Below are 25,205 nucleotides of genomic sequence, written 5' to 3'. Positions count from 1 at the left end.
CCCTAGGCCTGGAGTTCCTCAATTCCAGCCAGGCATGCCTCCGAAAAAGCCGATGGGCACCGGTCTGAAACTGCTCATCATTGGACTATCTATCCTCGGAATCGGCATCTTCATTTCGGCACTGAGCAGCAACGACAAGTCAACAACGACTGCCACCCGGATTACGTCCACCACTCGCGCGCCGGCATCCGTAGTCGACGAAGTGGCACCAGAAACGAAGTCCCCAACAACAACGACGAAGCACGAACAAGTCGCGACAGGGCTCGGCACCGAAGTGAGGGACGGAAAGTTCGGCTTTGTCGTCACCAAAGTCGAAACAGGACTCGCGACGATCGGAAAAGGATCATCGTGGTTCAGTGAAACAGCGGAGGGACAGTTCGTAGTTGTCTACGTCGACGTAACGAACACGTCGAACAAGTCGCAGTACTACGCCAGTTCGAATCAAGTTTTGATTGACGAACAGGGGCGAGAATTCACCAACAACTTTTCAGCGGAGTTCGGCCTCGAAGGGGACGACAAGGGTGCGGGCGACATCAACCCTGGCATCACCCGTTCCACCCGAGTGGTATTCGACATCCCAGTAGGCGCAGTCCCCGTCGCGATCGAAGTCCACGACTCGATGTTTTCTGGCGGAGCACGTATCAACTTCAACTAGATACGCCAAAGCGACACCCTATGGCCCCACCATACGGTGGGGCCTTCACTGCATGCAGACCGAAAAGTCCGGCGGTCGATGGATTTGACGGTCAGGTGGTCGACGACGATGGACACGACATCGCGGCGCCGGCGCGAACGTGAAGGTCGTTCAGCAGATACTCGGACACCGGATGGCCACACTCACGCTCGACCTGTATGGACACCTATTTGCCGACGATCTGGACATCGTTGCGGCGGCTCTAGATGCCGCTGCAACGGCAGTCACTAAATTTCCTGCGGACGCCCTGCGGACGGTTACCAACTCCATCCGCAGGCCATCCCTATTTTTGGTGCGTTGACCTGCAGTTTCGTGTGCCCCCAGTCGGACTCGAACCGACACTTGACGGATTTTAAGTTTGCTCTTCTCGACGTTTGCCAGAATTGGCAGAATTGGGGGCATTGGCAAACCGTTGAAACGCAACGTGATTCATCTTTATGCGCATTGTGTGATTGGCCGGTTTCGAGCATGCTGCGTACTCCCTGCGTACCGAAGTACGTTGGGCACCTAGATCAGTGTCTGACACCTATACGTTACGACCGGTCCGTCTGGTTTGATGTATGTGCATTTTACCTACCTTTTTGCCAGTCCAACGATTGGCCGATCGCATCCATTCAAACCAAGAGAAGGTCAGCTCGATGACGTATCCCTCAGCCCCCGACTCGGGACTCCCAGTGCCCGCCCCGCAACCCGTGTCAAATAGCAACAAACGCGTATTCATCATCGGTGCAGCGGTTATTGCCGTCATCGCGCTTGCGCTCATCGCGGTCTTCACCTTGCGAGATACCAGTCCTAAGACCTTCGAAATGAAGGGCAGTGTGGGGATCATCGACGGAGTCACCAAGCTGTCTGACAATCGTTGCGCAGGTAAGGGTGGATACAAGGACCTCTCGGAGGGTGCTTCGGTGACGATCGGTGATCAGTCAGGCAAGACTGTCGCAACCGGGTCGATCGCAAGCAGCGAGTACGTGAGCGGGGCCTGCATGTTGACCTTCTCAATTCAGGTCCCGGCCAAGCTGGACTTTTACCAGGTGGAGGTCTCGCACCGCGGAGTTGTGACCTACTCGAACGAAGAAGCACGTTCCGGCCCGTTCATGTCTATCGGCGGCTAGGTGTCACCAACCTGATGGCCGGGTACACCTAGTGCGAGCTGCGCAAGCTATCGATTTTCAGGAATGACAGCGAGTCGGGCCGGCCGCAGCCTCAACCGACCTCGCGTCTACTCATCTTCGGCGCTCTGCTCGATTTCGTCGCACCATTGCTGGTACGCAGGACTGACCAGATACACCCAGACCGATGAGACGCCGATTTGGGCCGTAACCACCAGGCCCGGAAGGTCCCAGCGCAGGCCGCGGGTCGGTTCGATCCACCAATCCGTGGGCCGCTGCCCCAGCAGTTCGAACATCCGGTCCACGAGTGCATTGAAAACTTCATCCAGCTCAGGCCCCAAGTCGCTCTGACCGAGAACCACATCACTGGCACGGAAGGAGATCTCATCGATCGATCGCGACAATTCGGTTGTCGATATGTCCGCGACGCCCACCCTCACATCGGGGCGATTGACTTCGAGATTGGTCACGGCTGCTGGCACCTGCTCATCGAGGCCGCTGAACTGCCAACCGACCTGACCGCAGAACGGCGGCAGGTCATTGACGGTCCACGTCCAGTCGAACTCAGCGGCCGCGCGCACCGCCTGGGCAGCGCGTTCGATATCTGCTCGCATCTTTTACAGCTCTCTCTCGTAGTCAGAGTTGGTGGTTCGGTAGTGGCCGTCAAGGCGGTCGTAGCCTCCCACATCACGACGGGGCCAAGTACTCACAGGTAAGTCATGCCGCGGAGTCGTTCTTCATCCGAGACGATCTGTCCGGGCGGCGGCGTTGCACGACGTTGACGCTGCGGGCCAGGAAGCGGAACGGTCGAAGAAATAATCGAGAAAATGTCGTGGAAGTACTCGGCGTCACAGGCTCGAATTATCATCTCTACCGCCCAAAACGTGTACTGCCCGGAGACGAAGTAGTGCCGCACCGCCAGGATGTTTGGCACTTTTGGTGCTAGATCTATCGACAGAGGAATCAGATTGAGATGAAGGTACTTCTCGGATTCATCGCAGCGTTCTTTCTAATTGTCTTCATCACGAACCATTGGCAGACGATGCTGTGGATCCTGCTGTGGGTTGTAATCGCGGCGTTTTTTATCCCCATGACGTACGAGGGTTTCAAGTTCGTGCGCGAGTACCGAGCTGACATGCGCAAAGTGAAGGCTGACTATTTCAAGGGCCTCGACGAGCGCACGAACCTGCAGCATCAGCAGTACCTCGCTGGTCGCGACGAAGGCGTCTACGGGGACTATCCGCCAGCGAAACTTGACTAGCCCATGCCTGACTAAGCCCTAACCGAAGTAACGGGCGTCTTTAGCACTAGGAAATTCGGCACGTTTGAGGCCGCTATCCCTGCTGCCCTACGACTGACCGCCGGCGCACAACAGAGCGACCCACTGAACCGGCGCCCCACTATTTGATTTGCGACTAAGAAGGTCCGTCGAATCCGTATGACCGGACTGTCTGGTATGTATTGCTGACACTTCCCCACTATGGGGCCGAGCAAGGACGCGACGATGAACTCACAGCCCGACTGGCGCCCAGACCAGCAGAAAACGAGTTCTCCAGCAGAGATACTCAGGTCACTCCGCGGATTGGCGGCGGTTGCGATCGTTGTGCTATTTGGCGCCATAGTCGCCGCCAACCTAGGTGACGATCAAGACAACTCCAGCACAGACCGACAACAGACGCGGTACCAGCAATCCGTCGACACAAGGAACAAACTCCACACCGACGCCACCCTGTCCGATCCATCGACCTACGAAGAAATATCAAAACGCGACTTCGAAGTGATCCTGAAAGACCTTCGAGCACAGGACGGACGTCGCATCGTTCTTTACGGTTCCATATGGCACTTCGACGGGGCGGTCGGCCTTGATCGATTTCTCGCGCACGTCGGAACGTCGACATCTTCGATAGGAAACACTGAGTCCGCGCACCTAGTTGGCGACCCTGCGATGCTTAAACCATTCGTCAAGGGCGACGATGTGAAGATGTTCGTGGTGGTCGACGGCGAATACTCCTATACCTCTAAAGCCGATGTCGAGATCACAGTCCCGCAGTTTCAGATAGGGATCATCGAATTCGCCGAATAGCTACCTCACCTGATGGGCGGCAGAACGCCTGCCCATCCACTGTTCCCCGTTGGCGATACTGCGACAGCTACAACCCTGTAAATAACAGGCGCCCTGGTCAATCATCCGGACTGTCTGGTATGTATTTGTCACCGAACTGTTGAGAGGACCCAGGGCAATGGGCATCATCCGCAAAACCATCAGCATCAGCACGGCCGGCGTAGTTCCATTCCGGAACACCGACGAGCGCACCGCGAAATACACGAAGCAGACCCGCAATGCTGCACGCGCTCAGGTCGTTCAGCAGGGTGTGAATCTAGACCTTCAGCGTCAGCAACTCGCCGCACTGAACCACGCGAACACTCGCGAAGAAATGCGACCGAACACCACACCCGCGAACTGGTACCCAGACCCCGGAAACCCCGGTTACATCCGGTGGTACGACGGCGCCCAGTGGACCTCCCACGTGCAGCCCGCGAACACCCCGCCCCCGCCGCCCAATTACTAATCAAAGACTCCGGTTCACCTTCGCCTGAAAGGCACACAATTCAATGAAGATGACGACTCGCGCTGCCCTTTGTTCGACGGCGGCAGCGCCCGTGCTCGCCCTAGGCCTCGCAACGCCAGCCACTGCCGCTGTTGTACCCAGCGAAGTGAACCTCTCGGTCACCTCGGTGCGGAATGCAGTAACCGTCACAATTGACAACGCATCAAGCCACTGGTTGCAGTGCACCGGGGTCGCAAAGCGAGACACCGCACCCGAGTACGTGTACCCGTACTACATGAACATTCAACCGAAGACCGTCGGCACCAGAATTATCGACATGGCCAATGGCGACTATCACGCAATGTGGAAATGTGAGATCGCCGAGGGCGACCTCGGCGCACACGGTCAATGGGGCACCCCCGGATATGCAATTCCGTCCACGCATGAGGACTACGCGTTCGAGGTTGGTGCACGAGCAGCAGGGTCGCTCCCGTTCGGCAGCTAGCTAACAAATGAGAAGGCCCCACCGTTTGGTGGGGCCTCTGTTGCGTTTGAGACCGGTAAGTACGGTTCAAATGATGCTGGCCAGTTGCGGCATGCGATGATTCCCGGACCACAAAGATCAGCCCCGGCGGATGCGGCAAACACCCCCGAGGCCCGGCCGACAGGTGAAGTGTCGACGTGACAAATTCTACGCGTTCTCTCGCTCGCGGGCGTAGTCATCGCCACGGGCCGGCGCCCTACTTCAGAACTTTCGTGCATCGGGCGAGCGGCAAGGTATGACTCATCCGGCACCACTCCACTTGCCAGGCAAGTTGACGAACTACTGGACCAACTATGGCGGAGACCTAGAGGTAAGTAGTCGAAAATCGCGGTACAGTCTCGCCTTCATCAGCTCACTCTGCGCGCAAGCAGGCCTCAGGGTTAGCGAGACGCGGCAAGACGAAGACGTGCATGCCATCGACATGAGCGTCGAATACCCCGAAAGTTCTGTGCGCCTGCAACTTAAGTGCTCAAGTAGCATGCAGATGACGCGCAAATTCGAGACTATCTCGTGCGACCAGTACTGGATAGATCGCTGGCGAGACAATGCTGGACCTGTTTTCATCGTCCTCGTTGTCGTTCCTGACAACCACTACGACTGGATCGCGGACGAAGATCGGTCGACCCTGCATAGAACCCACGCATACTGGGCCCAGTACGACCCCAACTCGACTCGAAAATCTGTTCGAGTCTATCAAGAAAATCGGGTTACACTAGACACTCTTCTGACTTGGCGAAATGCCATGCGCCTGCGATTCGGATTGGAGGCAATCGGTGTCGGAGCATGACGAAACTTTGAGTGCTGACCTGTCGTCCTACTTGTCACTCAGAGGCTGGAATCGGATCACCTCCGGCCCTGCGGGTTCAATGTGGCGTAGCCCGACCGTCAGCCAAGACGATCCCCGTATGATCGCTGTACCATCACTACTCTCGCGGACCACTTACGAATTCTCTAGCGTACTAAATAGGATCGCAGAATTTGAGCACCGGGATCGACCAAGCGTTGAAAAGTCGATCATCTATTTTGGCTTCGACATTGCACATCTCCGCGCCGCGAATGATTATTTGATCAGCGATTCGATTCCACTTTCCGCGGGCGCCAAGATGACCGAATCTGCAAGAGTCATGGTTCGCTCCAGCGCAACGACCGCACAGGGAACTCGCCCCGAGATTCGGGGAAATTACTCAAAGGTCGGTGATTCGTACGCTGACCAAACAAGGATGGGTCACACAGAAGAAGGGTCCTATGTCATTCCTGTGATGATTCGTGTCGGTGACGCGTCCGAATTGGCTGGAGCGGAAGAACCGTTTCCAGGCATGGATAATCGATCGCTGAATATCGAGTCTCCCGAGCGGCGAATCACACGCACATTTTCAGAAGCGCTTCGGGCCGTCGTCGACAATATCGTTGAGCCAGCACGCGAACCGCGACAGTCGGACGTACTTGGGCTCGTCGAAGCAGGGGCCACGCGGGAGTTCGTCCAAGCTTTGTCCAATGTGGTTTCACATCCGGCAGTAGCCGAATTCGAAGCACGTTTCAGTTGGGCACTATCACAGCCCCCATCGGCTGACGCGGCAAAATCCAAGATCTGCCCCGCCGAGGCGGCACCGCTTCTAGACATCGCCGCAAAACTCATGAAATCTGCACCAAAGACCGAGGCTGAGTCAATTTCTGGGCAGATCGTGCAGGTTAGACGAGAGCCCGACTCCCCATTTATTCACGTGAGTTTATCTACTGTTCGAAATTCCAGGGCCACCGAGGTTCGAATCACACAACCATCGAGCATGCATGATACAACGCTCGATTGGTGGAAAGGGCGACTGACTGTGACCGCTCGAGGCTTGGTAGAAAGAAACTCGACGGGGCTTTTCATTCGCTCACCACAACGTTTTGGGCCGCTATCGCAAGGGTTTCACCACTTTTCAAATTTCATCCAATAACATCTCAGCCCGTCGATCACACCCCAACGCTTCACTTGGCAATTGAAGGACTTTCGTACACTGCCAACCCAGGCAGGTCGAGTACTACGACCGCTAACGCCGCTCACTGTGTTTTCCAGACGTAGTCGACGCGGTGTGGGTCGAGTCCGTCGCAACCCCTTCGGTCGGTGGGTTTGACGGTGAGGTTGGCCTCGACTAGCGAGGAACGATCCATCCGTCAGTTGGTCATTTCGGCTCCCCGCGGACCGAAACCGACCAAAATTCCTGTTGTGTCCAGTATTTCTGGTTGGATATCGAGATGTACGTGAGAATGAGCGCGACTGCGCGGGTTGACAGACAGGGAAGATGACACATGGTCGGCTTTCGGAAATCTAAGAAGTTCGGCCCTGTCCGAGTGTCTGTATCCACCAAGGGTTTTGGGATCAGCGCCGGCAGTGGACCTGTGCGAATTGGCCGCGGTGCCGACGGCAAAGTTCGCCGAACCGTGAGGGTTCCCGGTGCAGGTATCTCGGACACGAAGGTGATCGGCGGCAAGCAGTCGACGAAGAAGCCCAGCGGGTCGGCCGGACGGGAGTCTCGAGCGACCGGTGCTGCCAATAACTCAGATACAGCGATAGGGATCGCAATCATCGTCGGCGTGATCGTCGCGATCGTTCTACTCATCAATTTCTGGCGACAGATTCTACTCATCTGCGGAATTGCGCTCGCAGGTTGGATTTGCTTTGTCATCTTTCGGAAAATGTGGCGGTCTCGCCAAGATCGTCTAGCGGCCGAGCAAGCCGACGATGAACGCATGGCTCAGCGAGCGCAGGAGCAGCACGAGCAGTACCTTCAGGGTGAAGACGCTGGAATCTATGGCCGCTTCACGCCCGCCGACCCGGACAACCCCAAGCATCGAATACGTCAACTGCCGCGCTCCCCGAAGGAATGGCGCGACGAGAAACGTCACTAACCGGTCGGAACCCTCCACACGTACACTGCGTCCCGCAGAATCGGGAGCTTAAGGGAAGACCAGCTCGGCCTCGCAAAACTGGCGTATTGCAAGTGAGAATTGGATAGCATTTTGCTGCTGCGGCAATTCTGAGTGGTCAGTTCAGCCGCGCACGGCCTGCCCTCCGGCTGCTGATTCGCCGGGGGTGGGCCCCTCCATTGAGTTGCATATCGCCGTCTGATGCTGCGTGGAGGCCCGCTTAGGTGTTCTCGACGAATACTGTGGGCGGGCCATCTGGAAAACGGATAACTCCGTTCACACGCACGGGAATCGGGGGTCCTGCTAAGTCTCCGGCAGTCCGGCGTCGAATCTCGTCGAGAATCTGCTTGTTCGACAATTGCTGCAGTGACATTCTTGTCGGCGACAACGGCACGTTTTCTTCTTCAGTCATGAACCCGGCGGCAATCAACACCTCCTGCACAGGCGCATCGAACAACGCTGCGACGCGCCGCAACACTTGCGGGGTCGGTGATCGCGAGATCCTTGTCCACTGAAGCATCTGCGATGGATAGACACCCAGCGCCCGAGCTGCTTCGTCGTGCAGGTGTCGCGAGTGCTCGAACTGCAGCGACTTCGCTGCCGTATCCATCAGAAAGAAAACGTTCGTCCGGTTCTGTACTCTGCGTGATGGCTGTTGACGCTTCACGGATGTTGACATGCCAAGCGCGGTGGCCTCGCCTTGGCGGTAGCTCGGCGGGGTCACCGTCGCTCGACAAGCGATGGGTGGACCCGTGTCGCTATAGGGTTGAGTGGTGGCTCCCAATCTCCCCCTGAGGTTGGGGGCCACCTTCGTTCGTTCGGTGGATTTCCGTCCGATTTGCGTGTTTGCCTGATGCTTGCCGAATACGTTCAATGAGTCGGATTCAATCGAGGGGTCGAATCCGACATGCGGTTGGTCATTCGTGTTGTGTGCTCAACACGGGTGGCGTTCGACGGGACCCGGTCACAACATGGCCAGGCCGGGTCCCCAACGCCAACGCCGGACTGACCCGATCCCAGCCGTTGTGTGCAGCAAGGTGAGGGTCGTCTCATCCATTTGGCGGATTTATGAGCAATCTGCACGATTGATTCGTCCTGGCGGAATATGTTTCGATGTGTCGAATTCGCCGGGCGAGCGATCACGGAATGTCGCGCCTTATGCGAATTCGACACACATTGACTCACAGGCTTCGACCCTGGCCGGTCGCCTGATGGGCCAATCCGAGCGCGTCGGCCCCCGACAGTTCAGACGCGCCGACCCGCCGGGGTGAACGCGCAGACACCTCGGCGGGTCCCTTCGGGTTTACAGCCCGAGCGGCGAGGGCACTACCGTTTGGCCCGCCGGAACGACATCGCCGTGTATGACCGGCGGGTCTCCCGCAGGGCAGCGGAAAGGTCCGTTGAAGCCTCCGTAATGTTCACATGACATGCGAAGTCCGGAATCCCGAAATGGATTGAACGGCTATACATGTCGGCGAAAACCAACAGGCAGCTCCCGACGGCTGTGTGCTCAACCGCCGGGAGCCTAAGTCGTGCGATCCAAGGTCCGTGTTCACTCTCGGATCCGCGAGTCCCGACCTTCAAACCTTTTACCCCAGGTATTTGGATTGCAAACACATCACAATATTTTCGCTGAAACGAGCGATATGTCAGCGAGCGACCTACCTTGGAAAGTGCGGGGTTAGTCATGAGGGGGCGGCTCGGCACCGATAGTGGGTCTCCGTGTTGTGTGCTCAATGCGGATGACGATCGACCAACCCCCGGCCCGTGTGCTTCCTAGGTCGGGGGTTGACCGTCTATACGAGCCGCACTACCAGCGGTGCGGCGGTTTGATGTCGGATTCAATCGCCGCCGCAAGCGCTCGCCTACCGGGGTGTCACTCCCCAGGTGTGAGTTCACTGAAGTGCGGGTGGTTCCGGCCCGACACCACTTCGGGTTTGCGTGCTATCCGGATTGCACTTTGCTCCCCGGTTAACAACCGTCCGGTTTGTCTGGTTGGATACCCCCATGTACAAGACATTCGTGGAGGTACCGGCCGTTGCAGGATTGGTGCTGACTAGTTGCGGGTCGGACGACTCGGGAAAGGCAGAAGCGGAGCCGCTCACTGGCGATGCATTGTTTCTGTCGAGCCTCGAGAATCAGGGCCTCACCGGTGAGTATGACGACGAGACTGCAAATGGCCTCGCGCGGACGTTCTGCACCACGAGTACCAACGGGGTAAACCCGGTCGTGTCGATCGTGAAAGGCAATACGTGTTCGGCTTCTATGTGACGGCGCTGTTCGTCAGCGGAATCGGCGTGATCGTTTTGGCGCTGGTGACCTCCGAACTGAACCCCGGCCGCCGCGTTGTCAACGGTCTCATCGGCACCGCGTTCTTGAGCTACGGCATCTACCTGGCCGTGTTCTTTCACAGTGGCGAGTACCGAATCTTCCTGTGGGTCTTCATCCTCCCGTTCATCCTGCTGGGCCAGGCGATGCGCACCGTCGAGGTCCCCGCGCCTCCCGGGGCGTCCTCCCCCGACCTCGACGCCCACCTCGTCGACCCCGCCCCGGCACCGGCTCCGGCTCGTACTGCCGCCACCCGCGAACGCATGGCCGCGGCCAAGTCTGCCCAACTCGAGGCCCTTCGCGCCAAGCATGCCGCCAAGAGCGATGAGTTCGACGATCACGCGCCGTCTACGCCTGCCTGACGAGAGGCATAGCGGCGGCAACGAAACCATCAATGGTCTGCTCCGCCAATATCTTCCCCGCCACCTCGGCCGACCGCGCGGCCCGACGCACATACTTTGACGAACTTCGGCGACTCGCCCGAGACCCGTCGAAGTAGCGGGGCGTGTCTTGCTAATCTGCGCTGCATCTCGACGGGAGGGGCGCTTTGCTGCGTCACGCAACAAGTAAGGTCAGCGTACTTCCATTGAAGGTGCGGTCAGCGGCACTAGCGCCAGTTCCAACAACCGCCCCCCTGGCCGCCACGGTCATCCCCTCCTGAATTGTCATGGCCGAATAGGGAGCAATCGTCTCCGCCTGAACTTCCTTGTAGACAATGCCATTGAACAGAAGTGATACCCAGGGTTGATAGCCCCACCAATTGCGCGTTGCAGTGAGAGCAATGGCACCATAGCCACCCTCACGAGTTGCGCCACACTGCAGCATCGTTGGCGATCGCCGCCGGCGCCAATGTGAAGGTCGTCCAGCAGCTCCTCGGGCACAAGACTGCGACCCTCACACTGGACCGCTACGGGCACCTGTTCGCGGACGATCTCGATACCGTAGCGGCCGCTCTCGACGCCGCCGCGGAGGCTTCGAGTAAATCTCCTGCGTACCCTCTGCGTACCCGAGAAGGTTTCGAGGGTCGGCCTGAACTGCACATAGTGCGTTGAGCTGCACCGATATTGTGCCCCCAGTCGGACTCGAACCGACACTTGACGGATTTTAAGTCCGTTGCCTCTGCCAATTGGGCTATGGGGGCCTTGACGCACCCGACTGGTCGGGTGCGTCGGGAATCAGACTATCGGGTGGGTCTGAGCTATCGACATCGCGATGCCGTCGAGGATGTCGTGTTCGCTGACAACCAGTTCGGTGATCCCGGCTTTGGCTTCGAATGTCTGAGCCAGCACCGTGGTGATGATCGCTCCGCCGCCGATGACGTCCACCCGCCCCGGATGCATCGGGCCGAAGGCGGCGCGATCAACCCGAGGCATGGCGGTAAGTCGCTCGCACACCTCGAAAAGTTGCTTGAACGGAATCCTCGACAGGTGCACCTTCTCGGCGTCGTACTCCGGAAGTTCCTGAGCAATCGCGGCCAGCGTCGTCATGGTTCCAGCGACACCCACCCAGGTGTGCGCCTTCTCGACGGGCACGGCCTCGAATGCCTCGGCCAATTTCGCGGTCGCAAAAGCCGTCGCCTCGGAAACCTGCTCTGCCGTAGGCGGATCCGACGGTAGGCACCGCTCAGTGACGCGCACACAGCCGATGTCGGTGGAGTACGCAGCCTGGACGCCCGACGCGTCGCCGAGGACAACTTCGGTGGACCCGCCGCCGAGATCGACTACCACAAAGGGGCCCTCGGACGGATCAAGTTCTCCCACAGCACCACCGAACGAGAGTCGCGCCTCTTCGTCGCCGGTGATCACCTCCGCTCCGGATCCGGGAATCACCGCACCGAGCACGTCCCGCGTCATCGTGAAGAAGTCTTCCCGATTCGCAGCGTCGCGAGTAGCCGACGTCGCGACCATCCGAACGGCGGTTGCTCCGGCATCGGCGATCATCGACGCGTACTCGACCAGCGCGACCCGGGTGCGTTCGATGGCCTCGGGCGCGAATGTCCCTGTCGCATCAACACCTTGACCCAGTCGCACGACGCGCATCTCGCGCCGGACATCCACCAGACGACCGTCGGGGCCGACGTCGGCGATCAGCAGTCGAATGGAGTTGGTACCGCAATCGACTGCGGCAACACGGCGAGTCACCGGTCGGCGGTGTCGGCGTCGTCGATGCCAGGCCAGTCCGCGGGAATTGCAGTTCCGCGGAGCTTTCCGTGGCCGGCCAAGGCAACGGACTCGTCACCGAGCGGATTGACGCCGGGACCCTTGGCAAGCGAATGCGCCATCAGCACGTGCAAGCACTTGACGCGATCCGGCATCCCGCCACCGGCAAAGTCGGTTCCGAGAGATTCGATCGCGTCCCGCTCGGCAAGGTACGACTCGTATGCCCGTCGGTAGGCCGCGGCAAGTTCCGGATCCTGGGTCAGGCGTTCAGTCATTTCACGCATGACACCGGCGGATTCCTGACGGCTCGCTTCGGCAGTCAGTCGCGGGTCGGTGAGGTAGTACAGCGTCGGGAACGGTGTTCCGTCCGGAAGTTTGGGGGCAGTCTTGACGACGCCGGGCTGACCGTCCGGGCTGCGGTACGCGATCTCGATCACTCCGCGTGGCTCACGGCCCAATTGAGCGGCAACGGCGTCGAGATCCGCTTGTGAAACCTGTGGGGAATTTTCGGACGTGTTGCTCACCCGGTGGGTACTCCTTGTTCTTCTGGCTCTATCGGCGCCAACGGCATCGGGGCCGGTGTCGTCGTCTCGGGAACCACTGGCGGTTCCGAAATCGTTTGCCACAGATCGCGATACCACGGACCTGTCAGCGGTGTTTCCTTTTCCTGCTTCTTCTCGGGTTCCTTGTAGTCGCCGGGAAGCTGAACCTGGAACGGGGTCTCGCCCGGTTTGACGTACCGAAGGCGTTCTCGTGCAAGAGCTTCGATGTACGCAGGGTCGTCGAAGCGCGCGTTCTGGCCCTGCAGTTTTCGCAGTTCTTCCTCGAGTACCTGACGTTCGGCCGCCACCTGCGCGGCATCCGAACGCTGGCTGATGTACGTACGCAGCGGCACTGCCAGTGTCAGCGCCAGCACGAGCACAACCATCGCGAGCACAACGGCCCGACTGGTGGACAAGCCGAAAATGGTGTTGTCCGACTTCGGAAGCCGAGACCAGAACTTGTTGGTTCCGCTCTTCCCCCGGGCCGACTTCGACCCACGCGCCGACGCTTTCTCGGCGGAGACCCCCGATTGCGCGGGGTCTGTCGCAGCGGAATCAACTGCTGCCGGATCGACCGAAGATGCCGGTTCCGACGCGCGTGGGCGTCGAGCACTGTCACGACGCGCACGCGACGGTGTGTCCCCACGACGGGAACCACGACCCCCCGGACTTCCGCCGGGGGATCGTGGCTTACCGCGCTGTGCAGACACTACTGAATCTTAGATTTCCGTCAGGCCTCGAAAGCGAAGCGCGGGAACGCAACCTCGCCGGCGTAACGTGCTGCGTCGCCGAGGTTCTCCTCGATACGCAGCAGCTGGTTGTACTTGGCAACGCGCTCGCTGCGGGCCGGAGCACCGGTCTTGATCTGACCGCTGCCGACGGCAACCGCGAGGTCGGCGATGGTGGTGTCCTCGGTCTCGCCGGAACGGTGGCTCATCATCGTCTTGTAGCCGTTGCGGTGAGCGAGATCGACGGCGTCGAGGGTCTCGGTCAGAGTGCCGATCTGGTTGACCTTCACCAGGAGTGCGTTTGCCGCACCCTTGACGATGCCTTCTTCGAGGCGCTCGGGGTTGGTGACGAAGAGGTCGTCGCCGACGAGCTGGACCTTGTTGCCGATCTGATCGGTGAGTGCGACCCAGCCGTCCCAGTCGTCTTCGTCGAGCGGATCCTCGATGGAAACGAGCGGGTAGGCGTCGATGAGCTCGGCGTAGAACGCCGCCATCTCGGCCGCGGTGCGGTTCTTGCCCTCGAACTTGTAGCCGGTGCCGTCGGTGTAGAACTCGGTGGCGGCGACGTCGAGAGCGAGCGCGACGTCGGTGCCCAGCTTGAGGCCGGTCTTGTTCACGGCGATCGTGATGAGGTCGAGTGCTTCCTTGGTGCCCGCGACGTCGGGAGCGAATCCGCCTTCGTCACCGAGACCCGTGGAGAGGCCCTTCTCCTTGAGGACCGACTTCAGGGAGTGGTAGACCTCGGCACCCCAGCGCAGCGATTCCTTGAAGCTCGGTGCGCCGATAGGAGCAACCATGAACTCCTGGACGTCGACACCGGTGTCTGCGTGCGCGCCACCGTTGAGGATGTTCATCATCGGGACAGGGAGAACGTGAGCGTTGGGGCCACCGACGTAGCGGAACAGCTCGAGGCCCGAGGACTCGGCAGCGGCGCGAGCCACGGCAAGCGAGGCACCGAGCAGAGCGTTTGCGCCCAGACGCGACTTGTCCGGGGTGCCGTCTGCGTCGAGCAGCGCCTGGTCGACCGTGCGCTGCTCGGTTGCGTCGATGCCGATGATGGCCGGAGCGATCTCGCCGAGCACAGCCTCCACGGCCTTCTCGACGCCCTTTCCGCCGTAGCGTGCGCCACCGTCGCGCAGTTCGACGGCTTCGTGCTCACCGGTGGAAGCACCGGACGGCACCGCAGCCCTGGCGAAACTTCCGTCTTCGAGCAGAACCTCGACCTCAACCGTGGGGTTGCCACGTGAATCAAGGATCTCGCGAGCTCCGACCTGCTCAATACTGGCCACTGTGTGGTTCTCCTTCGAATGGGCTTCGCATTGGGGCACGCTCTGCGTGCTTGACACTTGGGCTCCGACCCCTCCGGTCGAAAGAGGACCACGATCGCGGCTGGGCCTCTGCAGTGCCAGCACCTCTGTAGTGCCAGCACACAGCCTAACCGCACGGGCCGAAGGCTTCTTTATCGACGCGCGGTCACGGGCCCGACCTGCGGATCGATCGCCGTCAGTCCGGCCGTACCCCGACTGAATACGCCGACGCACGATCACGAACGAGCGCGAGATAGTCGCCCGAGAGGTTGTACGCCATGAGCGCCTGCTGCCACCCGGCAGCGGCAGTGAGGTCTCCCCCGCGTGCACACAGGTAACGAGCGGCGGTGAGGGCAGCGTCGTCGATGTTGTCCGGGTCCACCCGGCCGTCGCCGTTGGCGTCGACTCCCCATTTGAGCCACGTCTCAGGGATGAACTGCATGGGCCCCATCGCACGGTCGTGCACTGGATCGCCGTCCATCGCCCCGCCGTCGGTGTCGGGGATCTCGGCAACTCCCGGGCCACCGTCCAGAGGGATTCCCCGAATGGCCGGGGCGACCTGGCCGAACGCATCGACCGACGAACCGTCGTAGGTCCCGTGTCGGCTCTCGACGCTGCCGATACCGGCCAATGTCGTCCACCCGATACCGCAGCTGGGAAGCGTCTCGGCCATGACCGCAGCGGCGTACCCGTATGCCTCGAGTGCCGTCGTCCCGATCCCGATGTCGTCCGACAATCCCGCGGCCCAGTCGGCGAGTTGATCAGCACTGCGGCCGGGGGCATTGATGTCGATCGGCGGCGTCGGAGAGCCGGTACCTGGGGGTATGCCCTCCGGAATGGCTACTTTCGGTTCGTTCGATCCACACGCCACGATGCCTGCGCCCAGCAAGGCTGTTCCGGCAGCTACTGCGGCTACGACTCTCGAGAGACGCCGGGGACTTCTGCGGGCTGCGGGAGTTCGGTACACCCTTCCATCATCCACATGCGAGCGAAGTACTCCCGAATCCATTGGTAAAGAACAGCAAAAGTACAGGTCAGGGCGTGGTTCACCACCGATTGTGGAGTATCTTCTTCTGAGTTAAGGCTGGCCTAGCCTCATACGTTCGGCAGAAGCTGTCGCACTCACTCAGTCAGGAGTCGCCCGTGCCCGTGTCGGTACTCGCTGCCGCGAGCACACCATCAGTTGCCACCCAGTTATTCGGTAGTGGCCTGATCGGTCTGCGCGAAGGCCTCGAAGCGGGCATCGTGGTGATGATTCTCGCTGCCTACCTCGTGAAAGCTCAGCGCAGGGATGCACTCAAATGGGTGTGGCTCGGCGTCGCGATCGCCGTCGCAATGGTGGCGATCATCTTTTTCGCGATCCACTACGGAACGTCGACGGTCGACGGCCTGACCGCAGAGATCATCGCGGGCGTTGCCTCCCTGGTCGCCGTCGTCATCGTCACGATCATGGTCCTGTGGATGCGCACGGCTGCGAAGAACATTTCCAGCGATCTGAAAGCGGGGATGGAGAAGGCGTTGATCGCCGGCCCCGTCGCCATCTTGTCGCTGTCGTTCTTCGCGGTCGGTCGTGAAGGCGTCGAGACAGCGTTGCTCATGGTCGGATACGCCGAGAACACCGCAGGCAGCTCCTGGCCGTTGGTCGGACTGCTCCTCGGAATTCTCCTGGCCGCCGTCTTGACCGTCGCCATGTACTTCGGCGCCCTCCGTCTCAACCTGACGACCTTCTTCCGGTACACGGCGATCTTCCTCATCGTCGTAGCCGCCGGAATCCTCTCGTACGGTGTTCGCGCTCTACAGACCGGAAATGTGCTTCCGGGCGGTTCGAATCTCGCGTTCAACCTGACGCCCGGCTACGACCCGTCGACCTGGTACGGCACCGTCCTCGCCGGAATCTTCAACTTCCGCCCGGATCCGACGGTCCTCCAAGCCGTCGCGTGGGTCGTCTACCTCGTAGTCGTCCTAGCACTCTTCCTGCGTCCCCTTCCGTCGAAGCCAACCGAGCCGACGGCCCCGCCTGCGCACGACACACACGTTCCCGAAAAATCCTGAGAGGCATTGCCGACATGCGTAAATCCACCCTCGTACTGGCCACGGCTGCGGTACTTCCCTTCTCCCTCGCCGCGTGCACCGAGAAGACGACGGCGAGCGACGGCGACATCGTCGTCACGGCCACCGACGATTCGTGTGACGTCAGTGCCACCACCGGGACCACTGGCAGTTCGACGTTCCAGGTGACGAACAACGGCTCGAAGGTCACCGAGTTCTACGTCTTCGCCGAGGGTGATCGAGCGATGGGCGAAGTCGAGAACATCGGCCCCGGCCTTACCCGACAGCTGATCGTCTCCCTCCCCGAGGCTGCGACCTATCAACTCGCGTGCAAGCCGGGCATGGTCGGAACCGGCATCCGCCAGGACTTCGTCGTCACGGGCGATTCGCAGGCGGCCACCGACGAGAGCGGACAACTAGCCGAAGCTGCCGACGGTTACCGGCGGTACATCCGCAGCCAGATCGTCGCGCTGCAGGACACCGCAGCTCAGTTCGTCGCCGCCGTCCAGTCCGGCAACGTCGACCAGGCGAAGGCACTGTTCCCGATCGCACGTACCTACTACGAGCGCATCGAGCCCGAAGCCGAGAGCTTCGGCGAACTCGATCCCAAGCTTGACCTGCGCGAAGCGGACCTGGAGCCCGGTCAGGTCTGGACGGGATTCCACCGCCTCGAGAAGGATTTGTGGGTCACCGGACTTCAGCCGGATACCAACGCGGTCGCCGATCAACTGCTCGAAGACATTCAGTATCTTGCCGACCAGGTGAACGCCGAGGACTACACGATCGATCCAACCAAGATCGCCGGCGACGCCCAAGGACTGCTCGACGAGATCTCGACTTCCAAGATCACCGGAGAGGAAGACATCTTCTCGCACACCGACCTGTGGGACTTCCAGGCCAACGTCGACGGCTCACAAGCGGCGATCGCGGCACTGAACCCGATTCTGCAGGAACGTAATCCCGAGCTCGCCCAGCGCATCGCGGACCGATTCGCCGACCTCGACGCCGCTCTGGCGCAGTTCCGCGTCGGCGACGGATTCGTGTACTACGACACCGTCACCGAGGCGCAGCGTCAGGAACTCTCGCGTAAAATCGATGCTCTGTCCGCCGAGGTCAGCCAGGTCCAGGAAGTAGTCGCGGGACAGTAGATGACTGATTCACCAGAAGGCACACCCGCTGCGGAAAACGCAGCACCGCGCGCAGTCTCACGGCGCCGACTGTTCGGCGCCGTGGGGGCCGGCGCCGTCCTGGCCGGTGCCGGTGCCGTCATCGGGCGGGTGACCGCCGACGAGAATTCCGGCACCGATCACGCAGACGTGGTGGCATTCCGCGGCGAGCATCAAGCAGGCATCACGACGCCGGCCCAGGATCGCATGCACTTCGTCGCTTTCGATGTGACGACGAAGTCGCGCGACCAACTGATCACGCTGCTGCAGACGTGGACGGCGATGGCCGAACGAATGACGGCGGGTCAGGAAGCAACCGAGGACGGAGCGACCGGCGACGGTCCGTACGCGCCACCGAGCGATACCGGTGAGGCACTCGATCTCGCGCCGTCGCAACTCACCCTGACCATCGGATTCGGACCGTCACTTTTCGACGACCGTTTCGGGCTCGCAGACAAGAAACCTGCTGCCCTGCTGGATCTCCCCCACTTCCGCGCGGACAACCTCGATCCGAATCGCAGCGGGGGCGACATCGCCATCCAAGCGTGCGCCAACGATCCCCAGGTTGCCGTCCATGCGATCCGCAACCTCGCGCGAGTCGCTTTCGGGACCGCGTCGGTCAAGTGGTCACAACTCGGGTTCGGGCGAACGTCCTCGACCTCGACGACGCAGGCGACACCACGAAATCTGTTCGGGTTCAAGGACGGAACAGCCAACATCAAGGCGGAAGATCCAAACGCACTCGCCCAGCACGTCTGGGTTGATCCCACTGACGATCAGGCCTGGATGGCAGGCGGCTCATTCCTCGTCGCCAGACGAATCCGCATGCTGATCGAGCAGTGGGATCGCGCAGTACTCAAGGAACAGGAAGCCGTCATCGGCCGCTCCAAACGCAGCGGAGCGCCACTCGGCGGCAAAGACGAGTTCGACGAACTTGATCTCGATTCCAAAATGGGCCACGACTTCGTCATCCCGGAGGATTCACACGTGCGCCTGGCCTCTGCCGAGGAACTCGGTGGGATTCAGATCTTGCGCCGCGGATACAACTTCACCGACGGCTCCGACGGCTTCGGCCACCTCGACGCGGGACTGTTCTTCGTTGCGTACTGCCGGAATCCGGTCGAGCAATTTGTTCCGATGCAGCAGAACCTTTCACGGCACGATGCGCTGAACGAATACATCCAACACGTCGGTTCTGCCGTCTTCGCGTGCCCCGGCGGTCTCGCCGACGGCAAGGACTGGAGTTCCCAGTTGTTCACCTGATGCGCGTCTCCGGGTTCAGTATCTCCACGAACGCACCAAATTGACCGGTGCCCGATTCCGCTCGGTCAGTGGATCGATTGTCTTGGTCGTGGTCGGCGGCAACAACTCGGCGGTAGGTACCGGCGCGACAATCTCCGTTGTTTTGGTCAGCGGTGGTTCCGCCTGCGCAGGATCCGAGAACGGGCGCAGCACCGCCCACGCGAGGAAGCTGGTCAGTGCAACCAGCGAGAACCCAACGCCCACAAGGATTTGCATTCTCCCAAGCCCACTAGAGGGCAGCGAATCCGATTCCGTGCCTTCCTCGGTTTCACCGACACTGCGCACAACGGCCTGATCGGAAGACATGTCTACCGCATCCGTTGCGATTTCCGAGTCGGAGACGCCCGAAACCGAGACTTCCGAAACCGCGACTTCCGAAACCGCGACTTCCGAGCTGAGGTGCTCCTGATGTAAGACCTCGGCTATCAATGCTGCACCCTTGGCCGAGGCGAGCTCGGGCTCGGCCGGCCTGATCACCGGTACCGAAAACTCCCGCTCGAGTATCTTCTCCACCAGTGAAATTCGGGCGCCTCCTCCGACGAGAACCAAAGCGTCAGGGACACACCGGGCTCGAGCCGCAACTTCTCGGATCACCATCAGCGTGTCTTCGACTTCCCGCGTGACAACCGAATCAAAACGGATGCACATGGATTCGGGAACGGGCATCACCTGCGCACGACGGGAGCCACTGGCGAGGTATTCCTTGACTTCGCGGGCGTCGAACGCTGCATCAGCGTCGAGGGTTGCATCAGCCGTGGTTGCGGAGAGCAACTCCACGACTACCCCGTCGAGTCTGTCACCAGCGAGCGCCGTCGACCGCGTGGACGCGATAGTTGTCGCGGTTCCGATCTCGATCATCGAGACAGTCACCCCGGTTCGACCGATATCGAGAACTGTCAGTGACCGAAAACCTTCGGCCGCACCCGAAGTCCGTGCCAGCGCGACAACGGCCACCGCTTCCGAGACCGTGACAGCACCCTCGATACCTCGGGCACGCAGTTCTGATTCGAGCGCCACGTTCTGCCGCTCGTCAGGAACCGCGATGACCATCCGTGACGTGTCCCCGCGAACCGCAGCAACTAGGTGAATCGCGGCTGTCCTCACCGGAGAGGCGTCGTATGCGTCTACCGTCCGAGTCAGGAATCGACCGCTCGCGGATCCGGTTTCCGGCTGAGAGTCGGCCCGAACAATACGAACCGATGCAGCGCCCAACGACGCACCGAACACTGGATCCATCGCTGTACGCACCCCCATATCCAACTCTTGCACTGCTTATTCGTCGCAAAACATACTTGCGGTATGTTATCCGTAGCGGGAAGTTTACCGGATCCTCGGGAACCCGGAGAACTACGCGAAACTGGCAGGCTGAATCAATGTGTGGAGAGGTCCTTGAACAAGTCGATGGCCAACATGACAAGCGCGATGTCCGCACTACACGTCCCTCATCTCACCCCGCTGGAGACCACCCCTCGACACTTCCGCCACCGCCAGACACCGACCGGGATTCGCACGATTGACACTTGGATTCCAGGCCCAGGCGATAGGGCTCTGTTCGCCTCGCTTCACCTGCCTTCGGATGGTGCCGTGCGCGGCGCCGTCGTCATATGTCCACCCCTTGCGAAGGAACACATCAGCGCTTACCGGGGACTACGCCAACTCGCCCAAGAACTTGCCGAGTACGGATTCCTCGCGCTTCGTTTCGACTATGCAGGGCAGGGTGATTCATCCGGCTGCCAGGATGACCCGCTCGCAGTTGCGCAATGGCAAGCCAGCGTTGCGGCAGCCGTTGCGTACGCGCGGCGCGCGGGCATCGAGTCCGTTGCCGTCACAGGTTTGCGCGCAGGGGCACTGATCGCGGCGGCCACCGTCGATACGCTTGGCGACCTACGTGCGATGGTCTTGTGGGATCCGGTCATATCCGGTCGGTCCTACGTTCGCGAACTGACTTCGCTGTACCGCGTTTCGGTCAACGACGACCCTCACCACGACGATTGCACATCCATCGTCGGCGGCGTGCTTGATTCCGCTGCGGTGAAAGACCTTTCCGGACTCGACCTCAGCACCTTCGATCCGGGTTCCTCGACGAAGGTCCTCGCCGCGATTCGCCCTGAATTCGCTGCTTCGCCCCGCACTGTTCGGATGCTCGAGCGATCCGGCGCAGACCGCATGTTCGTCGAACGCCAGAATCAGTTCGTATCCCCCAGCAGTTTCGTACTCTCGGTGCCAACGCACGACATCAAACAGATTTCGAGTTGGGTGTCACGTCAATTCGGCGAGGACAAGACTGTCGTCGATCCAGAGATCACGTCGGCGGCGCATGTCGCGACGGCTGACGACGGCGAAGAAATCTGGGAAACCTTGGAAAGACGGTCCGCCGGATCACTCTTTGCAATCTCCACCGCCTCCCGCACGACTACGAGTCACGCTGCCACTGCGGTCTTTCACAGCACCGCGAACGAACACCGGATCGGGCCGGCCAGGCTGTGGGTCGAGTCCGCTCGAACTCTCGCAGCGCACGGCATCCGCTCGGTTCGCTTCGACAGGATGGGCACAGGAGACAGCGGAACTGTCCTCACCGACGAGAACACCCCCATCGTGTCTCCGGAAGCGCGCCGTAATGTGTTGGATCTGATTGACACTCTCGACGTACCGCCGTCCCGCCGGATGCACGTCGGAATGTGTTCCGGCGCATGGATGGGTGCCTACGTGGCAAGCCAGCGCGGCGCACGGTCCGTGGTGCTTCTCAACATCGTGAATTGGTCGATTAACAATCGACGACCACCAGTGAAGAAAGCACATGTCGATGCAATGGAGTCTGACGTTGCAAACCGAATTTTCTTCGTGGCCAGAACAATTCGCAATGCCGGACGACGAGCCCAGCGGTACGTGCCTTACCCGGTGTGGCTCGGTCTCGGCTTCCTCGGACTGGTCAACGCCCCTGAGTCGATGCTTCGCACCTTGACCCGCCGCGGGACGAAGACCGCAGTGTCCCTCGCGCCTGAAGACGAAGCGTGGTTCGAGGCGAACAGAGGCAGACAAGGTGTCACGCGTCTTTCGAGCTCGAAGAATCCCCCGCACGTCTTGTTCTCAGGCTCCGGTGATCACAACCTGTTCCATCGCAGTTCTCGAGAACGCGTCGGCCGGTTGATAGTTGCCTCTGCACTCGATGCGTTCGGAGACCGAAGACTCGCCGTGTCGAAGCACGACAAGGAGGGACTCGGAGCATGATGTGCACGTCTACCCGGGACGGAATTCGAACGTCGTCCTACGTATTCGTAGTCGTTGCAGCGACAACCGCGGCGCTTCTGACCGGTTGCGCCTCCGACACAGCGCCCGCCGAACCGGCTCCGACGTCCGCACCTCTTCCCTCGATCAGCGCCGACGCCGTCGCGGCCAGAGGCAAACTCGAAAGCACGTCCGCGTTCGACAACGTCGATCCACTGATAGCCGGAGTGGGCGCGACTGCCCACCAGATCACGTACCGATCAACTTCAGGCACGGACGGAAGCTCAACGATCGTCTCTGGAGTCGTCTTCGTTCCGGAAGGCGATCCACCACCCGGCGGGCGGTCTGTCGTCACCGTCGGTCACGGCACAACGGGAGTGACTGCGGAGTGCGGACCTTCGATGCACCCGGATCTCCTGGGCTACGCGAGTACGATCGTCCCTTTGATGAAACTGGGATTCGTCGCAGTCATGACCGACTACCAAGGGTTGGGTCCGGCAGGCGGCATCAACCCGTACCTCGATCCGAACACCAGCGCGTTCAACCTGATCGACGGAGTTCGCGCGGCGCGAGAAATGGTCCCGGACACGTCTGGGAAATGGGCAGGACTCGGCGTGTCGATCGGTGGGCAAGCTACATGGGCGGCGGCAGAGTTGTCCGGTTTCTACGCGCCCGAATTGAATTTTGTCGGATCGGTAGCGCTGGCTCCGGCCGCAGATCTTTCCAAGCTCGCCGACTTGGCCCAGTCGCAGTGGCTGACGCATGAACAGCAGATCATGATGTCGTACGTAGTATCTGGGCTGACCGTCGCTCGACCCGGCACCGATCCAGGCAACTACCTACACGGTGCGCTGTCGAGTAACTCTGAGATGTGGTTGGCATGTGCGGGCCCGGCGTTGAAAGAACGCGGCGAACAAGCATCACGACTGAATCCCGCCGATACCCTGCCGAGCTCCGACGAGGCCGGAGCAGTCCTGCGCGACTGGCTCACATCGATCGCCCTTCCGCAGCGTCCGGCCGGAGGACCACTCCTGGTCATCAACGGCGACGCTGATCAGACGATCCGCCCGCAGTGGGTGCAAGAGGCCGTCGACAATGCCTGTGCGTTCGGCGATTCGGTGCAGCACATCGTCAGGGCAGGCCAAACTCACAACAATCTGGATCCGGGGTCCGAGACCGCAGTCTGGCTCCAAGCGCGCTTCAGAGGCGAGCCACCGCCGTCGGACTGCTGACTATCGTCGAAAACTCGAATCGACCAGGTACTCCATGTTCTGAACCGCAGGAGTGGATGCGACGTCGGCATGTGTCTTCGCCGAAGACACTTCCGTCCCGTTCCGAACCACGCTGACCGAGACGGCGCCGACCGCCGATGGAACCGTGCAGATGTCCATCCCTGTATCGGCCCTGCACGTGGTCGTCGTACCGCCGACCGTAACTTTCACTTCGGCACCATCGACCAAGAAGGTCAAAACCTCGATCGTGTCGCGAACCGGGGACGACCCCGCACGCAGAATCATCGGCGATACCGAGGGTAGTGCGGGTTGCGCGGACGACAGCTGGTTCCGATAGGTGACGTACGCGATATCACGTGTAATCGCCGGTGCCGTTCCGGTCTTGAACCAGTCGACAAAATATGCGTTCAAATCGAGCAGCGCACGACCGTGCCCCTCGCTCGGTGCAAACGCCGTACCTTCGCTGTAGTCGTTCCACGAAATTAGTTGCACCCATTCGCTATCCGATTCGCGCGCAATCTGCCAGGTGTTTCGGAGATTCCCAGTGTTCTGCGCTTCGTCGAAAACCGATTGGCTGGGACGCGCATCCTGGAACGAGACCGACTGCATCCATACCTTGCCGAGAGCGTGCGCTCGGTTCACCTGATCCAGCGGCGAGCCGATCCCGGTGTCCGTCACTGGGTTGAAGGAAGGGTTACGTCCGCCCCACGTCGACATTCCGTAGCTTATCGACGCGAATGAATCCATATTCGTGGTGGAGTTCAGGAAGAGTGGAACGAAGGCCACCTCGATCCCGTAGCGGGCCTTCATGATTTCGAGAAACTGCGACCACCACGCCGGGTCGTGTTTCTCGGCAAGAAACGGCGAAATCACCACCCGGTCGTCCGTCAATCGAAAAACCGACGGCGATGACGCATACTGCGACAACTCGCCTGCCAGATTCGCGGGGTCCAATGTGCCGAGTTCGCCGTTCATATCCGGCATCAGCATTATTTCGAACGCAGGATCAACCGCAGCCGAAGCGGCGAGAAGTTCGGACGGAACGGACGAAGACCACAACGGGTTCGACGACTTCGTCAGAATGTCAACCGAGAAGCCACTGATTCCCGCGTCGATTGCCTGCCGCACTTCATCTTCGAGATCTCGCTGCCTCCACTGTGGGTCAGCTGAAACAGGCCGTGGTTGCGGCCGGTCTCGAAGAAACCCTCCGAATGCGGCGTATGAACCTCGTTCACCATTCGGATTGAGATACTGAGTGGCGTAATAGTCTTCGCCCGACGGTAGGTTGTCGATCGAAAGGGGATACGGCGGGAAGTAGTGCGCAAAGACCATTTTGCCGGTCGACTGTCCGTTGTCCGGAA

Annotated in this window: 24 protein-coding genes, 2 tRNA genes and 2 pseudogenes; 17 read left to right on the top strand and 11 right to left on the bottom strand. The window is 60.4% G+C overall.

Annotated elements, in window-relative coordinates; genetic code table 11:
* Positions 1-34: 34 nt before the first annotated feature.
* Positions 35-655, top strand: coding sequence for a DUF4352 domain-containing protein (locus tag QM596_RS08455; RefSeq protein WP_283308663.1), 621 nt, complete (start codon positions 35-37; stop codon positions 653-655).
* A gap of 127 nt (positions 656-782) precedes the next feature.
* Positions 783-995: pseudogene (locus tag QM596_RS29780) on the top strand (site-specific integrase); the annotation flags it as partial.
* Positions 996-1,009: 14 nt separating this feature from the next.
* Here the strand turns inward: QM596_RS29780 and QM596_RS08445 are convergent.
* A tRNA-OTHER gene (locus QM596_RS08445) sits at positions 1,010-1,094 on the bottom strand.
* A 238-nt stretch (positions 1,095-1,332) separates the two neighbouring features.
* Here QM596_RS08445 and QM596_RS08440 point away from each other — a divergent pair.
* Positions 1,333-1,806, top strand: coding sequence for a hypothetical protein (locus tag QM596_RS08440; protein WP_230814211.1), 474 nt, complete (start codon positions 1,333-1,335; stop codon positions 1,804-1,806).
* Between the two features lie 107 nt (positions 1,807-1,913).
* Here the strand turns inward: QM596_RS08440 and QM596_RS08435 are convergent, their stop codons facing one another.
* On the bottom strand, positions 1,914-2,417 hold the full coding sequence (locus tag QM596_RS08435; protein WP_502943370.1) for a DUF6301 family protein: 504 nt from the start codon (positions 2,415-2,417) through the stop codon (positions 1,914-1,916).
* Between the two features lie 359 nt (positions 2,418-2,776).
* On the opposite strand from QM596_RS08435, the gene QM596_RS08430 reads away from it, so the two are divergent.
* From QM596_RS08430 to QM596_RS08405, 7 genes are all read left to right on the top strand, one after another.
* Positions 2,777-3,064, top strand: a complete 288-nt coding sequence (locus QM596_RS08430; protein ID WP_230814214.1) for a hypothetical protein — start codon at positions 2,777-2,779, stop codon at positions 3,062-3,064.
* A 243-nt stretch (positions 3,065-3,307) separates the two neighbouring features.
* A complete protein-coding gene (locus QM596_RS08425) occupies positions 3,308-3,886 on the top strand; it encodes a hypothetical protein (protein ID WP_283308660.1) in 579 nt (192 codons plus the stop codon).
* A 157-nt stretch (positions 3,887-4,043) separates the two neighbouring features.
* Positions 4,044-4,373, top strand: coding sequence for a DUF2510 domain-containing protein (locus tag QM596_RS08420; protein ID WP_230814216.1), 330 nt, complete (start codon positions 4,044-4,046; stop codon positions 4,371-4,373).
* 49 nt (positions 4,374-4,422) lie between these two features.
* Positions 4,423-4,857 carry a hypothetical protein gene (locus QM596_RS08415; protein ID WP_283308658.1) on the top strand — a complete coding sequence of 145 codons (435 nt, stop codon included), beginning with the start codon at positions 4,423-4,425 and terminating at the stop codon, positions 4,855-4,857.
* Between the two features lie 274 nt (positions 4,858-5,131).
* Complete coding sequence (locus tag QM596_RS29775) at positions 5,132-5,683, top strand: DUF4365 domain-containing protein (protein ID WP_502943369.1); 552 nt, start codon at positions 5,132-5,134, stop codon at positions 5,681-5,683.
* Positions 5,684-5,801: 118 nt separating this feature from the next.
* Positions 5,802-6,836, top strand: a complete 1,035-nt coding sequence (locus QM596_RS08410) for a hypothetical protein (RefSeq protein ID WP_283308656.1) — start codon at positions 5,802-5,804, stop codon at positions 6,834-6,836.
* Positions 6,837-7,188: 352 nt separating this feature from the next.
* Positions 7,189-7,788 carry a DUF4236 domain-containing protein gene (locus QM596_RS08405; protein WP_283308655.1) on the top strand — a complete coding sequence of 200 codons (600 nt, stop codon included), beginning with the start codon at positions 7,189-7,191 and terminating at the stop codon, positions 7,786-7,788.
* Positions 7,789-8,026: 238 nt separating this feature from the next.
* Here QM596_RS08405 and QM596_RS08400 read toward each other — a convergent pair whose 3' ends face one another.
* Complete coding sequence (locus QM596_RS08400) at positions 8,027-8,530, bottom strand: hypothetical protein (RefSeq protein WP_283308654.1); 504 nt, start codon at positions 8,528-8,530, stop codon at positions 8,027-8,029.
* A gap of 1,528 nt (positions 8,531-10,058) precedes the next feature.
* Between QM596_RS08400 and QM596_RS08395 the strand changes: the two genes are divergently transcribed.
* Both QM596_RS08395 and QM596_RS08390 read left to right on the top strand, forming a co-directional pair.
* Positions 10,059-10,496, top strand: a complete 438-nt coding sequence (locus QM596_RS08395; RefSeq protein ID WP_283308653.1) for a hypothetical protein — start codon at positions 10,059-10,061, stop codon at positions 10,494-10,496.
* Between the two features lie 435 nt (positions 10,497-10,931).
* Positions 10,932-11,186, top strand: a pseudogene (locus tag QM596_RS08390) (tyrosine-type recombinase/integrase); the annotation flags it as partial.
* 15 nt (positions 11,187-11,201) lie between these two features.
* On the opposite strand, the gene QM596_RS08385 reads toward QM596_RS08390, so the two are convergent.
* The 6 genes from QM596_RS08385 to QM596_RS08360 form a co-directional block, all read right to left on the bottom strand.
* A tRNA-Leu gene (locus QM596_RS08385) sits at positions 11,202-11,275 on the bottom strand.
* 34 nt (positions 11,276-11,309) lie between these two features.
* Entirely contained in the window at positions 11,310-12,275 is a 966-nt protein-coding gene (locus QM596_RS08380; protein WP_283308652.1) for a Ppx/GppA phosphatase family protein, read from the bottom strand.
* On the bottom strand, positions 12,272-12,817 hold the full coding sequence (locus QM596_RS08375) for a DUF501 domain-containing protein (RefSeq protein ID WP_020908542.1): 546 nt from the start codon (positions 12,815-12,817) through the stop codon (positions 12,272-12,274). Before QM596_RS08375 ends, QM596_RS08380 begins: the two co-directional genes overlap by 4 nt.
* Positions 12,814-13,545 carry an FtsB family cell division protein gene (locus QM596_RS08370; RefSeq protein WP_283308651.1) on the bottom strand — a complete coding sequence of 244 codons (732 nt, stop codon included), beginning with the start codon at positions 13,543-13,545 and terminating at the stop codon, positions 12,814-12,816. Before QM596_RS08370 ends, QM596_RS08375 begins: the two co-directional genes overlap by 4 nt.
* Positions 13,546-13,565: 20 nt before the next feature.
* The gene (eno, locus tag QM596_RS08365; protein ID WP_019744628.1) at positions 13,566-14,852 is read right to left on the bottom strand and encodes a phosphopyruvate hydratase; all 1,287 of its coding nucleotides are present in this window, start codon (positions 14,850-14,852) and stop codon (positions 13,566-13,568) included.
* 214 nt (positions 14,853-15,066) lie between these two features.
* Complete coding sequence (locus QM596_RS08360; RefSeq protein WP_029255866.1) at positions 15,067-15,879, bottom strand: lytic transglycosylase domain-containing protein; 813 nt, start codon at positions 15,877-15,879, stop codon at positions 15,067-15,069.
* A 140-nt stretch (positions 15,880-16,019) separates the two neighbouring features.
* On the opposite strand from QM596_RS08360, the gene efeU reads away from it, so the two are divergent.
* Genes efeU through efeB form a run of 3 tightly spaced genes read left to right on the top strand, consistent with a single transcriptional unit; the run spans position 16,020 to position 19,348 of the window.
* On the top strand, positions 16,020-16,922 hold the full coding sequence (efeU, locus tag QM596_RS08355) for an iron uptake transporter permease EfeU (RefSeq protein WP_283308780.1): 903 nt from the start codon (positions 16,020-16,022) through the stop codon (positions 16,920-16,922).
* A gap of 14 nt (positions 16,923-16,936) precedes the next feature.
* Positions 16,937-18,067, top strand: coding sequence for an iron uptake system protein EfeO (gene efeO / locus QM596_RS08350; RefSeq protein WP_019744631.1), 1,131 nt, complete (start codon positions 16,937-16,939; stop codon positions 18,065-18,067).
* Complete coding sequence (gene efeB / locus QM596_RS08345) at positions 18,068-19,348, top strand: iron uptake transporter deferrochelatase/peroxidase subunit (RefSeq protein ID WP_283308650.1); 1,281 nt, start codon at positions 18,068-18,070, stop codon at positions 19,346-19,348.
* Between the two features lie 15 nt (positions 19,349-19,363).
* Here the strand turns inward: efeB and QM596_RS08340 are convergent, their stop codons facing one another.
* Positions 19,364-20,641 carry a DUF7159 family protein gene (locus QM596_RS08340; protein ID WP_283308649.1) on the bottom strand — a complete coding sequence of 426 codons (1,278 nt, stop codon included), beginning with the start codon at positions 20,639-20,641 and terminating at the stop codon, positions 19,364-19,366.
* Between the two features lie 330 nt (positions 20,642-20,971).
* On the opposite strand from QM596_RS08340, the gene QM596_RS08335 reads away from it, so the two are divergent.
* Positions 20,972-22,615 (top strand): serine aminopeptidase domain-containing protein, encoded by a 1,644-nt coding sequence (locus QM596_RS08335; protein ID WP_283308648.1) that lies wholly within the window; start codon positions 20,972-20,974, stop codon positions 22,613-22,615.
* Positions 22,612-23,844, top strand: coding sequence for a lipase family protein (locus QM596_RS08330; RefSeq protein WP_283308647.1), 1,233 nt, complete (start codon positions 22,612-22,614; stop codon positions 23,842-23,844). Before QM596_RS08335 ends, QM596_RS08330 begins: the two co-directional genes overlap by 4 nt.
* Here the strand turns inward: QM596_RS08330 and QM596_RS08325 are convergent, their stop codons facing one another.
* On the bottom strand, positions 23,845-25,176 hold the full coding sequence (locus QM596_RS08325; RefSeq protein WP_283308779.1) for a glycoside hydrolase family 71 protein: 1,332 nt from the start codon (positions 25,174-25,176) through the stop codon (positions 23,845-23,847).
* Between the last annotated feature and the right edge of the window lie 29 nt (positions 25,177-25,205).

The sequence above is a fragment of the Rhodococcus sp. IEGM 1406 genome (assembly GCF_030056745.1).
GTDB lineage: Bacteria > Actinomycetota > Actinomycetes > Mycobacteriales > Mycobacteriaceae > Rhodococcus_F > Rhodococcus_F erythropolis.
This window is presented reverse-complemented; position numbering and strand designations above follow the sequence as displayed.